The organism is Aneurinibacillus tyrosinisolvens (genome assembly GCF_001015055.1).
Lineage (GTDB): Bacteria > Bacillota > Bacilli > Aneurinibacillales > Aneurinibacillaceae > Aneurinibacillus_A > Aneurinibacillus_A tyrosinisolvens.
The window spans coordinates 13,214-25,878 of sequence record NZ_BBWZ01000028.1 but is presented as its reverse complement, the minus strand read 5'-3'; the positions used below and the strand labels follow the sequence as shown (position 1 = coordinate 25,878).

Below are 12,665 nucleotides of genomic sequence, written 5' to 3'. Positions count from 1 at the left end.
TTCCTTCTCCTAGGAGATAAGAGGGAAAAGAGATGTTCTCTCTTTTCCCTCTCTGATTAATTATCGCTTGCTCCGCCTTCACCAGTACGCGGCATTGATGGTTGCTGTGTACCTTGTGTTCTTGCGCCACCTTGTTGTTTACCTTGAGTTTTTGCGCCACTTTGTTGTTTACCTTGTGTTCTTGCGCCACCTTGCTGACCGCCTTGTTTTCCTATTTGTATCCCACCTTGTACACCACCCCGTATGCCATCAACGCCACCTTGCACACCACCTTGTACACCAGCAGCAATTTGTTGTGCAAAAGCTGGAGCTGCTGAGCAAACAACGCAAAGAGATAAAGCCAACGCAGCCATTTTTTTCATTTCGATTCTCCTTTACATTTGAATTATAGGTCACTTTCCTACACAGTAGGTTTCCTTTGTTTTTTATTTTTATACTGCCAATAATTCGCTCTCTTTTAATCATTTGTTTTTTAAAAAACGTTTGTAGTTTACTCCAATCACATTTTAGAAAGAAACTTACTTAATTACTTTGTTGCAGCAACGCAAGTTTGTTTCGTTCATCACATTCTTTTTCGCATCCCCTATAGTCCTAGTCCCATGCAAAAAGGTTTCTCTAGACCCACACGATTTTCATCTGATAGCATGTTTATAGCAACGAATGGAGGAACTAGAGGAATGGAAAAACAGTACAGTGATTTAAAGCTAGGAGAAAGAGGGGCATGGATTAGCATTGGTGCTTATATTGTCTTATCTCTTTTAAAACTTATTATTGGCTATATGGCGAATTCAGAAGCCTTGTTAGCGGATGGTTTAAATAACAGTACCGATATTATCGCATCGATTGCTGTCCTGGTTGGCTTGAGGATTTCGCAAAAACCACCGGATCAAGATCACCCATACGGACACTGGCGTGCTGAGACCGTTGCTTCCATGATTGCCTCGTTTATCATGATGGCTGTAGGGCTTCAAGTTCTTTATAAAGCCGGACAGTCTGTCCTTGATTTCAAAGCACAGGCTCCAGATGCAACGGCTGCCTGGACAGCACTATTCTGTGCGGGTGTGATTTATCTCGTTTATCGGTATAACCGAAATTTAGCACAAAAAATCAACAGCCAAGCTGTCATGGCTGCTGCAAAGGACAATCTTTCGGATGCATGGGTAAGTATCGGCACAGCCATTGGAATTATAGGGTCACAGTTTGGCTTCCCCTGGCTTGATCCCGTCACAGCCATTATTGTTGGATTCATGATTTGTAAAACGGCCTGGGATATCTTTCGAGAGGCTTCCCATAATCTAACAGATGGTTTTGCACCCGAAGAATTAGATGAACTGCAGGGAAGTATCAAAAGTGTATCCGGTGTAGAAAATGTCAACAATATTAAGGCACGGAGTCATGGAAATAATATTCTTGTCGATGTGGTCATTCAAGTGCAACCAGAACTCAACGTGATTGAAAGTCATCGTATTACCGAACGTATCGAGGAAAAGCTAGAGAAAGAGCATGGAATTGCCAATGTCCATGTTCATGTAGAGCCAAAACAGGAGCACCGTACAATTTAGTTAGTCAAAAAAAAAGCCCCTTATTAGGGAGGACTCTTAAAGATGTTCTTGGATTCGGACTAATGAAGCGTGCAAATAAATTCAAGGGCCCACCTGGGGAATTTTGAGAATTTCTATTCTCAGCCCTTCTTTTTTGGGGGGTTAGAACCTTTTTATTTAATCTCTGACGCTGCTACCTAGTTTATATTCAAAGCAAATTCTGCTCTTTAAGTGTCGCTAAGTCTTCTAATGCATGAATGTACTCTTTCCTTTTCATCCTTAAATAGGCTCCAGTAATATCTGTTAAATAGGAAACGGCTTCATAATCTCCCGTTCTTGATAATTCCCTAAGAATTTCATTTTCGTCAGTAAGCATATTGTATTTTCCACTTGCAGTAACTTTTTCCAAGCTTTGCAGGACCTTCATTGGTGTATCTACTTTCAACCCAATCTCCCCTTTTATTTAATCCATTTTAGTAATAAAAAGGCTGCTAACATCATTTGTTAGCAGCCTTGAACTCATACATTTATTGTATAAGCTTTCTTTTATTGGTTTATAACTTAACAACGTTGGCAGCTTGAGCTCCACGGTTGCCTTGGGTAATGTCAAAGCTTACACGCTGGCCTTCTTCAAGGGATTTGAATCCTTCTCCTGTAATGGCAGAAAAATGTACAAATACATCCTCTCCACCTTCAACTTCAATAAAGCCAAATCCTTTGTCTGCATTAAACCATTTTACTGTCCCTGTGTTCATGAAGAACCTCCTGAAATTTTACTATAATATGTTACTAATATTTACCGTAGAAAATAAAAATTCACATATTATCACGGGTCACATATACACTGAAAATATAACCCCTGATAACATGTGAATGATAAACATCAATACATAATTAAGTCTTACATGTAGTATAGCACATTCATTTCCAAATAACAACAAAATAATTATAATATTATAACATAGCCATTAATATAAGCAAAATTATCGCATACCAAAAGGCAGTTCACTGGATACCCAGCCCTAACTTACATTTAATTCAGAAAATTAATTAAAATGTTATACTTTGTGTGGTATGATTAAGAAGAATAAAATCTAAAGGGGGAACATTTTTGTTCCACTACCTTTAAATAAGTATCTGCCTATAAGCTTATCTGCATTTGGTTTTTATTTATTTTTAGATAGGTGAATCGACTTGTTCCTGCTCAATACAGAGCAGAAAGGAACATATGTCACATTTATTAGGAAGTCATAAATGCCCAAATTGTAAACAAACATTTCATTGGGCAGGTGAGTTGAATAACCAAGTGGACAAAGACATGCAAAAGGAAATCGCAGGGAATAGAGATTTACGGCACGCTTGGTTCATAAAAGGAAACAATAAAGAATTCAAAGTAACTACAAGGTGTACTTACTGTCACTGTCGAGTTGAGTATGATTATGATGCTAATAAAAAGCTGCTCACATGAGCAGCTTTTTTACTTAACCAGGATTACAGGGCACGACAAAAGAGGCTTACATTGGAAAATTCATTGCTTGTTTTCATGATAGAGAATTAGAACAATTACTCCCATGGAACCAAAGGTATCGCATATACATGGATAAAATCAAAACAGGCATTTGGATGTAATTTAGCTTTTCCGATTTATATTGGCAATACTGACCTCTTTTACTATTTCTGTAAACTGGTGCATTTTTGCACTTCTAATTGCCAATTTGTCTGCGTCGTCTGGAAATTTCTTTAACGCTCCTTGCGCCAGCCGAGCAAGTTCCCGGGCTTCGTTTTGGATGCCTGTATGTATATCAAGCAACGTATCAACAAACATTTCTTCTCGCAACCATTCGATTAACTTCATTTCAGCTTCCGTTAACCTGACTTCATTTATTTTAGCCATATGATAGCCTCCCTTTTATTTCATCTCGTTTTAGCAATAAAAAAGCTGCTGTCATGATGTTGTCAGCAGCATTAAATCCAAATAGCCAAGAACTTTATCAACGATTTGATTATAACGATGGGCTAGAAGTTCGCCCTCGCTTACCTTTTGTGTTTCTTCCCGCAAACCCTTTATTTCCATTATAATTCCTTCTTGTTTTCCTTTCAGGCTTCTTGGAATGTGGTGTTTCTTCGGTAGTAAGCTGTACAGTTGCATCCGTCTGTTCCTTGGTCAATAGCTTCAAGGCAACCGAAACTAACGTAGTTGAATCGTACTGATTCAGCAATTCGCTTGCTGTTTGCTTAAACTGTAAGTAATCACCTTCCTCAACTAATTGAATTATCTTTTCTGATGCTATTTGCTGTTTAGACTCCATCGCTTGTTCGATTGTTGGAATCGATTTGCGATGAATTTTTACTTTTGTGGCTTTTTCAATATCCCGAAGCTGGCCTGTTTTCCTAGGCGTAACAAATGTGACAGCTACCCCCGCCTTACCAGCTCTCCCTGTTCTCCCAATGCGATGAACATAACTTTCCGGGTCTTGCGGGATATCAAAATTGTAGACATGCGTCACTCCTGAAACATCTATTCCCCGAGCAGCAACATCTGTGGCAACTAAAATATCAATAGTTCCCTCACGAAATTTATTCATTACAACATCTCGCTGCCGCTGATTTAAGTCTCCGTGCAATCCACCTGCAAGATATCCTCTTTTATTTAAGGCATCGCTCAATTCATCAACGCGCCTTTTTGTTCGCCCAAAGATGACCGCTAATTCTGGATTTTCCACATCCAACAGACGGCAAAGAACATCAAACTTATCACGTTCATTTACCTCGTAATACACTTGTTCCACTGCTGGAGATGTGACTTCTTTCGCCTGGATTTTAATAATTTCTGGATGGCTCATAAATTTTCCCGCAAGGTTTTGAATCGGTTTTGGCATGGTTGCTGAAAACAGTAAGGTTTGTTTTTCCACCGGGGTCTCCTTGAGAATTCGTTCGATATCCTCTAGAAAGCCCATATCTAACATTTCATCCGCTTCATCCAGTACGACCATAAAGGTGCGATCTAACCGCAGAGTTTTCCGTTTGATGTGGTCCAGCAGCCTGCCTGGTGTTCCGGTTATAATATGCGGATGTGTTTTTAACACCCTAATTTGACGATCGATAGACTGTCCCCCATAAATAGGTAGAGAACGTATCCCCATATATTTCGCTAAACGGTTAATCTCTTCTGAAACCTGAATGGCTAATTCCCTTGTAGGCGCAATGACAAGGGCCTGAACATATTTTTTAGTCGTATCCACTTTTTCCAAAATCGGAATAGCAAAGGCTGCCGTTTTTCCTGTACCTGTCTGTGCTTGGCCAATAATATCTTTCCCTGTCAAAGCAACCGGGATGGCTTTCTCCTGGATTGGAGATGTTTCTTCAAAACCCATATCCGTAACCGCTCTTTGAATGGGTTCACTTATACCTAATTCATGAAATGTTGTCATACTCGAAAACACCTTCTCTTTGTTGTATATTTTTTATATTTAACCGAATTGCTTAGTACAATGCGTGTATTTAATCCATTTCAATAATAAAAAAAGCTGCTAACAAACATGATGTTGTCAGCAGCCTTGAACTCATACATCTATCGTGTAAGCTTTTTGTTATTGGTTTATAACTTAACAACGTTGGCAACTTGAGCGCCACGATTGCCTTGGGTAATGTCAAAGCTTACTCGCTGGCCTTCTTCAAGGGATTTGAATCCTTCTCCTGTAATGGCAGAAAAATGTGTGAATGATAAATATCATTACATAATTAAATTTTACATGTAGTATAGCACATTCATTTCCAAATAACAACAAATCATCACTTTTACCCTCTATAATTAAATAATAACTACCAAATCGTAACACATGGATACCAGTCTACAGGGTTATAGGCGTGTTGTAAGGGGAAAATAATGTAGGGATTTCTACATCAAATATTCTTCTCTTATACCTAACCTTTTATCTTGTCGGGTCCATTCTTTCTTATCCGGCGGGGAGTCTTTCAGATAAATGGGGTAGAAAAGGCGCTTGTTGCCGATGTTGCCCCACAGGATCTAAAGGGTACAATAATGGGGACATACTCAATGATAACAGGAATCGGGTTATTACCGGCTTCTCTAATTACTGGTTTTATTTGGGAGCGATTTGGAGCTGCAGCGTCTTTCTACTTTAATGGTGGATTGGCTCTTATTGCTGCCCTTCTTCTCTCCTTCTTTTTAAAGAAAAAGGCGGCGTAATAAAACGTCAATTAAACTCATTTATAAAACCTTTTATCTTATAGCTGTGAAGAAAGTATGGAGAATGAAAGAGATTTTTCTTCGTTTAAAATAAAACGGAAGAAGTTACCATCATCTTAAAAAGAAGGAAGTTACAAGGGGATTTATAAATAATGAACCGAATTAAACAACTGAGGAGGAAAACGAATATTCCTTTATAGAACGTAATTTTTTGGAGAACCTAGAAATTACTTCGGAATTCACGAAAAACTATTAGAAATTAAACATAGCTTACACTCCTTACCCGGGCCCTCTGATACTACCGAACTTTTTACATAGCCACGTATTGACAAACAACCCTTTAAATTGGTCAAAATCATTTCGATTCATTTGAGCACAATAGCCTTTCACCTCAGTCACTTTCCCCTCATTTTTGATTGGTTTAACCACACAAATGAAAAAAGTATCTTTATTTGTGGGAGGGATTACATAATAAAAGACCTCTTTTCCCCTCCATGCTTCCTCACATATCTTATAAAGTTGATCGGAAAACGTACCGGGAAAAATAGGATTGTATATATTCATCCCGATTATTTCTGTTGGTAGACCTGTAGCCTTTAATAAATTTTCATTTATATCAATATAGAAAAAATCGTCTTTTATTTTTTTCAAGGAACAATACAGGGGTTCATTTTTCCCCTGATATTCATCAATCATCTTGGAGAGAAGGGAAAGTAGTTCAATTTCCTGCTTATTCATGGTAACCCCCGTTATAGCTATAGATCTTTTTGTTTAACTATGTTTGGTACCTATTACAAAAGACAATAGATTACTTTCTCATTAATGTCTCAATTATAGGGCATCCATAAATATCTTTATTTTCAGGACACTCTTCTTTTAGGTTCAAGTGATGGGATTAAACCTATCCGTTCATAATATCGAATGGTTTCTTTGTTAACGCTACACTTTTCAGCCAGTTCCCCAATACGAAATTGCACTTTTTTCACCGCACATACATTATAAACCCTGTACCTAAGTACAGGGTCAATATATGCTTTGTTTACTTCGATTGTCCGCATGCTTTATTTTCATTTAATAGTTACATCATGTATATGGCAGGTATGACAGTAGCAGAAATGAAAAACAAGCCGGCTTCAGAGGATTCTGAACCGGCTTGCAACATTCCCTATTAATGTCTTCGGAAGATCTGGGTGTTTAAAACAGTATCACTGATTCCTTAACATTCATCAAATTGTAAGGGCTTAGACCTACTTTTTAACTATCTTATGTTCTCGGATAAAGAGGATAATTTGTTTCAGTAGGAACTTCGATTAAAATCATTCGTACCTCATAGGCTTTATCTGCTTGTAATAACGCTTCCGTGGCAGAGTCAGCACGTAAAATAATAAAATCTTTTTCCTGAAATGAAGTGATGCGGTTGTCTTTTTTATCTTGCCAATCCCCATTCCCTCTGTGCTTCTTTGGCCGACCGATAGGCTTCATCAATATCCTCCACATTAGCCAACCGAATCTCAGCAAGTGTTTCATCATTATATGGATTTTTATCTGCATATACAGTCTCGCTGTTTCCCTCTCTCCATTGACCGCCAATAAATTGCTTGTTCCATTTCTCGTACATATGGCACCTTCCTTTCCAGAAGACGTACTGCTTGTCTTTTTTTAATTGCAAATCCCCTGTTAATAAAAAAAAGTAAGGGAAAGTTATACTTACACTTCTATCTACCTTTATAAACTAAACTTTTTATTTCCCCGTTACTCTACTTTCCCCAAAAATTATGCTTTATTATGTTAAAAAAAAACCAATCTGGATTGGTAAAATCCAATTGGTTTCTTTTCACCTTGTCCACTGTTTTGTAACTTGTTCCTGGGCCAAGCGTAAAACTTCTTCTTTCCTGGCTCTTTTATTGACAATAACGTTAGTTTGGTAATCTTGCCCACGGTAGTTGACTGTAACTGTTATTTCTATCATTAACTTTCATTCCTTTCTATAAGCAAAGACTTTTACCACCAACCACAACAGATTTCCGATTCCAAAGGATGAATCTAGATGAAAAAGCTTTTCCGAAGTTTAGGTGACTTTCATCATTACTTTATGTAAGTATATTATTATTTAAAAGTGTTATTGTCAAGAAAAATATGTGGAAATGATGGAATTATTATTCAGATTTTTATGAAAGTAAATAGACAAAAAGCCCTGCTATTTGGATACAGCAAGACTTTCAGATTGTCGAGACTTTCTCGACAGTCTGAGCCGCTTAAACAAGCGGCTGTAAAATATTTAGTAACTAACGAAACTGTCGTTCTTGTTAATAGCGAAACACGCCACGGAGTCGCACTATAAGCTTGCCAAAACCGCACCAACGATTGTTACGACTCCCCCTACAAGGGACACCAGGGAAACTTGTTCATGTAACAGAAGCACACCAAATATAACTGTCCAAACAGGAAGCAAGTTGATATAAGGTGCTGCGCGGCCAGCGCCCACAATTTTAACACCTGTGTTCCATGCAAAATAAGCACCCACAGATGCGAATGTGCTGACATAAATGACACAGATCCAAGCATTCCCCGTCATGTGTATCATATCGGCTTGTACCGTTCCAATACAACTCAGGCACTGAGAAGCGTACCGTAGAAGGAGGCTCCTGCCGTCAACGTTAGCGGATCCATCTGTTTTCCGTACCGCTTACCAAGGACAGTATAAAGTCCCCAGGCCAAACATGAGAGGAGAATTTCTATCTCTCCAAGAAGGGAACTTTGAGAAGAAGCTGTATGTTTGCCCTGGACTAAAAGGATGACACCCAGTATGGATACCACAGCTCCAATCCAAGCCTTCAACTTAATATTCTCTTTAAGAACAATGGGAGTAAACGCAAGAATTGCGATTGGAATCCCAGCAGATATCATTCCGGCTTGTGATGCACTAACGGATCGTAATCCCAAGTAATTTAACGTGGAAAATGCAAACACGCCGAAGAATCCTAGTATCAAAAACTCCTTCCATTTTGTAAAAATAGGAATGTTTTTTTTGTTTAAGGAAAGCAAACCAAAAAGTATAACAGTTGAAATCGCCCATCGAACGGTATTAAGTAAGGTTGCCGGTAATGCAGGTGCCAAAAACCGTCCACAAATGTAATTGCCACCCCAGAGAATGGTGGCTAGTACCAAAAGTAAAATGCCGCGTTTCATATTTCCAGGTCCTTTCTGTATGTTATTTGAAGGAATGAACGTTATGTATCAATAATGGACACTTTAGTATCAATAATGATATAATCATGTTAAGATTCCTATTATAATTTGTCAAGGGAGTAGAAACATGTCATCCACCGAAGGGGTTCATAGCGTAGTTCATGCCATTCGTATTCTAGAACAATTCCAGAACGGGGAAGGCTTGAATGCCACCGAAATCAGCCAGCGTATTGGGATTCCACGAGCTACAACATATCGAATCTTAAAAACTTTAATCCTGCATCATATATTGATACAGGGTTCTGACAAGAAGTACCGGCTCACTCTGCGTTTAATGGAATTAGGAAACGCAGCATTAGCTATTCCATCCCTACAGCAAGTGGTTGATCCATTTTTGGTTTCACTAGTTGAAGAAACGGAAGAAACCGCTCACTTCTCTATTTTGGATGGATACCATGTTGGATATATCGCTAAGAAGGAATCACCACACCCATTTCGTATGCTTTCTTATGTCGGGTGGCGAGGTCCGTTACATGCAACGGCTTCGGGAAAGGTATTGTTGGCATATTCTGATGAGGGTGTCATTGAAAGCGTATTGAACAGACCGTTACAGGCTTATACACAAAACACAATTACCGATCCGTTTACGCTAAAACGCGAGCTTCAAAAAATCAGATCCTTCAAATTTGCTAGTGAAGATGAGGAATTAAGCGAGGGATTGGCATGTATTTCGGTTCCTGTCTTTCTGTCAGAGAACCAAATAGGTGCACTATCTGTGTCAGGACCTAAAGAACGAATTACACACAAAGTAAGCAAAGAGGAAATTGTAAATTTGTTACATCAAAGAAGTAAGAGCATCACAGATATATTGAATTATGGAAAGAAATAATGCCGGATATTTTAGGCTCCCTTTTTTATTTTGTCTGTGGACAGCAACGATAAGAAAATTTTTATCACGAGTTCCCCCTACTTTTAAAATATAAAGAAACACCTGCCAAATAGCAGGTGTTTCGATCTTTCCTATCTACTGCTTTTTAGTCTGATAATAGCTCCTGCAGTTATAGAAACTTTTCCATCAAGCTGCCCCATAACTATACCCCCATTTTTTCCGCACCCTGTTCTTTCTTGTTCTTCAAATATTTTTTAAACCATTCCACAGCTGGTGTAGCAGAATAAGATAAACCAGGTTCAGTATAAGCATCAAAATGACCGCCAGGAATAATTGCCAGCTCTTTGGGCTCACGTGCTTTTCCAAACGCCTCAATAGCAAGGTCTGTGGGTGTTAAAACATCATTTTCAGCGACGACCATAAGAAGCGGTGTTGGAGAAATAATTTCAATTAACCCAGCAGGATTGTACTCTAGAAAACTTTCCATCGTTTCTAGCGTTACTTCATTTCTCCAATTTGGAGCAATAGTATCACCAGTTATTGTAAACCATTCATAGGAATCTGGAGTAGGCAGTGCACTAGGTTCTCCTTCGGGTGCAACCACAGCGACGTGTTGAACTTCCCCCCCATTGTATCTGGATTTTCGATATTTATTGAGGTCGTTAATAAAATTCACCATTACATCTGGTCTCATAAGTCTTTGGGCATTTTTCCAACCATTAACCAATGGAACTTGGGAAACAACTGCCTTTACACGACGATCTATGGCTGCTATATGTAAAACGTGTCCACCGCTGTAGGATGATCCCCATATACCAATACGTTCTTCATCCACTTCTGGATGTTGAGAAATCCAGGTGATTGCATTCCGGTAATCCTTATGTTGTTCGGTAGGTATAACATGTTGGCGAGGCTCTCCTTCTCCTTCCCCGGTATATCGATAATCAAAAACTAAAACCACAAAACCCGCGTCCGTAAACTTTTCTGCAAAGTTGGGTAAATGCATCTCCTTCACAGCGCTAAATCCATGAGCCATCACAATCGCTGGTTTTTCTTGCCCTTGGTCCTCAGCAGGAAGATAAAGCCAGCCTTTGCAATTAAGTCCTTCGCTTTTAAATGTTACATCTTGTCTAGTATGAGCCATTATAAGCACCTCCAATTTTTTATCGTGCAGTAAATCCGCCATCAACTACTAATGGTGATCCTGTAACGCACCGTAGTTCATCTGCTTCGAGAAATAGGGCTGCTTTTACTACACCTTCTTCCATTCTTAAAGTAAATCATGTATACTTATCTACTTATTCAAAATATTATATTTATTCTATCATCTTATTATAAAAATTTAAACACCAAATCAAAATGTAGATAAAAGAAGCAGCTGGCCTAAATAAAGCTAGCTACTCCTTTACATATGGATGTTATCTATCTTTTTTCTTGAAGCGCAATCTCTCGCAAAAATGCCAGCAGCGGCTGAAACGAATCGGGAGCCGTCATATCATTGAAGGACAGTGACTGTCGTTTTTTGCCCTTATTTACGGAGAGTCGATAAACGAATACGTCAGGAAAAGTGGGGGCACCGGACTGTAACTCCTCCGGTTGAGTGTCTAGAACACCCGCATTATAAACAAGCTGTTCAAGTTCCGCAGCAATGTTCGATGGAAGATCCTCGGTATCGGCCCGGTATGATAACCGTAGATTAGCAAATCCCCCTGTACACATAAAATCAATCTGCATTACAGTTGGGGCAGCCCTACTTCTTTAAACGCCGCCCGCACATTTTGTGTTGTGCCTGCCGGAACCTTTTGATCGCGGGTAAGCAGCCGGGCCGATTCTGCAATCACGCTTACCGCATCGTTAAATTTCGCTGTCGGCCAGAGCTTTTCAAGCGCATGGTACCAGATAAGCGCTGCCGTATCTGTCCCGATCTCCATGGCTGTAAGATAGAAGGCCTTATTCATAATGCCGCTATTCATATGCACCCCCTGGTTATCCTCAGGCCCTGCATAATAGTCTCTCATATGGGCTGGCTGCTGATCTTTGCCCATTAACTTATTATCAAAGGCTGTGCCAGGCTCTTTCATTGAGCGAAGCGCCTCACCATACAGTTCCGGTCCCATAATTTCATTGCCGATTAGCCAATCGGCATTATCTGCTGTTTGCCCTTGCGCGTGTTGCTGTATCGCGCTGCCAAACACATCGGAGAAATGCTCATTAAGCGCACCTGACTGGCCCATATATTCCAGATTGGCCGTATGCTGCGTAACGCCATGTGCCAGTTCATGTGCTATCACTTCAAGTGAACTGGAGAAGTTAACGAAAACCTTCCCATCTCCATCTCCAAAGATCATCTCGTCCCCGTCCCAAAAAGCATTCATAAAATCTTGTCCGTAGTGCACGTTAAAAATTAAATCCATTCCAAGATTGTCAATGGAATCACGATTTAATATGTTTTTATAGTATTCACGGACAACACTGGCAAAATCGTATACTTGATTAACGCATTCATCGGAAGCAGCAGAATCCCCCTCCTCGCGTACGAGTTTGGTTCTCAATTTCCATTTTCCTTCGCAGTCGTAAATTTTACGGGCAGCGGCTACCTTTACAGCGACAGCACCCATGCTTCGAGTAGATTGCGCAAAGGTAATAATGTCACCAACATTCGTTTCTTTCGCATTGCTCCGCCTTGCTTCACGGCTGTGGCTGCTCTGGTGAATGCTCAGCCTCGCCTCTTCAACTCCAGCCCTGGACAGATTGGCAAGAATGTAATTAGGAACAAACGATTGAACGGGTTTATAGGTATGGAAAGACATAGCGTACACTCCTTTATTTTTAGCTT

At 39.6% G+C, this 12,665-nt stretch carries 17 protein-coding genes and 2 pseudogenes; 3 read left to right on the top strand and 16 right to left on the bottom strand.

What is annotated here, in order from left to right; all coding sequences use genetic code 11:
* Window positions 1-56: 56 nt before the first annotated feature.
* Entirely contained in the window at window positions 57-362 is a 306-nt protein-coding gene (locus MBEAL2_RS19800; RefSeq protein ID WP_052947852.1) for a hypothetical protein, read from the bottom strand.
* Between the two features lie 315 nt (window positions 363-677).
* On the opposite strand from MBEAL2_RS19800, the gene MBEAL2_RS19795 reads away from it, so the two are divergent.
* Entirely contained in the window at window positions 678-1,562 is an 885-nt protein-coding gene (locus MBEAL2_RS19795; RefSeq protein ID WP_047153990.1) for a cation diffusion facilitator family transporter, read from the top strand.
* A gap of 187 nt (window positions 1,563-1,749) precedes the next feature.
* On the opposite strand, the gene MBEAL2_RS19790 is transcribed toward MBEAL2_RS19795, so the two are convergent.
* The 5 genes and pseudogenes from MBEAL2_RS19790 to MBEAL2_RS30455 all read right to left on the bottom strand — a co-directional run.
* On the bottom strand, window positions 1,750-1,986 hold the full coding sequence (locus tag MBEAL2_RS19790; RefSeq protein ID WP_047153989.1) for a hypothetical protein: 237 nt from the start codon (window positions 1,984-1,986) through the stop codon (window positions 1,750-1,752).
* A gap of 109 nt (window positions 1,987-2,095) precedes the next feature.
* A complete protein-coding gene (locus tag MBEAL2_RS19785) occupies window positions 2,096-2,296 on the bottom strand; it encodes a cold-shock protein (protein WP_047153988.1) in 201 nt (66 codons plus the stop codon).
* 875 nt (window positions 2,297-3,171) lie between these two features.
* Window positions 3,172-3,435 carry a hypothetical protein gene (locus MBEAL2_RS19775; protein ID WP_047153986.1) on the bottom strand — a complete coding sequence of 88 codons (264 nt, stop codon included), beginning with the start codon at window positions 3,433-3,435 and terminating at the stop codon, window positions 3,172-3,174.
* A gap of 109 nt (window positions 3,436-3,544) precedes the next feature.
* Window positions 3,545-4,972: a degradosome RNA helicase CshA gene (gene cshA / locus MBEAL2_RS19770; protein ID WP_047153985.1), complete on the bottom strand. Its 1,428-nt coding sequence runs from the start codon at window positions 4,970-4,972 to the stop codon at window positions 3,545-3,547.
* A gap of 167 nt (window positions 4,973-5,139) precedes the next feature.
* Window positions 5,140-5,262: pseudogene (locus MBEAL2_RS30455) on the bottom strand (cold shock domain-containing protein); the annotation flags it as partial.
* Window positions 5,263-5,583: 321 nt separating this feature from the next.
* On the opposite strand from MBEAL2_RS30455, the gene MBEAL2_RS33030 reads away from it, so the two are divergent.
* A complete protein-coding gene (locus MBEAL2_RS33030; RefSeq protein ID WP_369405518.1) occupies window positions 5,584-5,751 on the top strand; it encodes a hypothetical protein in 168 nt (55 codons plus the stop codon).
* 279 nt (window positions 5,752-6,030) lie between these two features.
* Here the strand turns inward: MBEAL2_RS33030 and MBEAL2_RS19765 are convergent, their stop codons facing one another.
* From MBEAL2_RS19765 to MBEAL2_RS19745, 7 genes and pseudogenes are all read right to left on the bottom strand, one after another.
* Window positions 6,031-6,489, bottom strand: coding sequence for a hypothetical protein (locus MBEAL2_RS19765; RefSeq protein ID WP_047153984.1), 459 nt, complete (start codon window positions 6,487-6,489; stop codon window positions 6,031-6,033).
* 152 nt (window positions 6,490-6,641) lie between these two features.
* Window positions 6,642-6,728, bottom strand: a pseudogene (locus MBEAL2_RS34390) (MerR family DNA-binding transcriptional regulator); the annotation flags it as partial.
* Window positions 6,729-7,014: 286 nt separating this feature from the next.
* Complete coding sequence (locus MBEAL2_RS31215) at window positions 7,015-7,233, bottom strand: hypothetical protein (RefSeq protein ID WP_047153983.1); 219 nt, start codon at window positions 7,231-7,233, stop codon at window positions 7,015-7,017.
* Entirely contained in the window at window positions 7,178-7,369 is a 192-nt protein-coding gene (locus MBEAL2_RS30445) for an aldehyde dehydrogenase family protein (RefSeq protein ID WP_082130053.1), read from the bottom strand. Before MBEAL2_RS30445 ends, MBEAL2_RS31215 begins: the two co-directional genes overlap by 56 nt.
* A gap of 216 nt (window positions 7,370-7,585) precedes the next feature.
* Entirely contained in the window at window positions 7,586-7,720 is a 135-nt protein-coding gene (locus tag MBEAL2_RS19755) for a BA3454 family stress response protein (protein WP_047153982.1), read from the bottom strand.
* 366 nt (window positions 7,721-8,086) lie between these two features.
* Entirely contained in the window at window positions 8,087-8,326 is a 240-nt protein-coding gene (locus tag MBEAL2_RS19750) for an EamA family transporter (protein WP_047153981.1), read from the bottom strand.
* Between the two features lie 35 nt (window positions 8,327-8,361).
* On the bottom strand, window positions 8,362-8,940 hold the full coding sequence (locus MBEAL2_RS19745) for a DMT family transporter (RefSeq protein WP_047153980.1): 579 nt from the start codon (window positions 8,938-8,940) through the stop codon (window positions 8,362-8,364).
* A 127-nt stretch (window positions 8,941-9,067) separates the two neighbouring features.
* Between MBEAL2_RS19745 and MBEAL2_RS19740 the strand changes: the two genes are divergently transcribed.
* Complete coding sequence (locus MBEAL2_RS19740) at window positions 9,068-9,829, top strand: IclR family transcriptional regulator (RefSeq protein WP_047153979.1); 762 nt, start codon at window positions 9,068-9,070, stop codon at window positions 9,827-9,829.
* A gap of 202 nt (window positions 9,830-10,031) precedes the next feature.
* Here the strand turns inward: MBEAL2_RS19740 and MBEAL2_RS19735 are convergent, their stop codons facing one another.
* The 3 genes from MBEAL2_RS19735 to MBEAL2_RS19725 all read right to left on the bottom strand — a co-directional run bounded on the left by MBEAL2_RS19735 (window position 10,032) and on the right by MBEAL2_RS19725 (window position 12,639).
* On the bottom strand, window positions 10,032-10,973 hold the full coding sequence (locus tag MBEAL2_RS19735; RefSeq protein ID WP_047153978.1) for an alpha/beta hydrolase: 942 nt from the start codon (window positions 10,971-10,973) through the stop codon (window positions 10,032-10,034).
* 278 nt (window positions 10,974-11,251) lie between these two features.
* Complete coding sequence (locus MBEAL2_RS19730) at window positions 11,252-11,563, bottom strand: protealysin inhibitor emfourin (RefSeq protein WP_047153977.1); 312 nt, start codon at window positions 11,561-11,563, stop codon at window positions 11,252-11,254.
* The gene (locus MBEAL2_RS19725; RefSeq protein ID WP_047153976.1) at window positions 11,563-12,639 is read right to left on the bottom strand and encodes a M4 family metallopeptidase; all 1,077 of its coding nucleotides are present in this window, start codon (window positions 12,637-12,639) and stop codon (window positions 11,563-11,565) included. Before MBEAL2_RS19725 ends, MBEAL2_RS19730 begins: the two co-directional genes overlap by 1 nt.
* Window positions 12,640-12,665 lie beyond the last annotated feature (26 nt).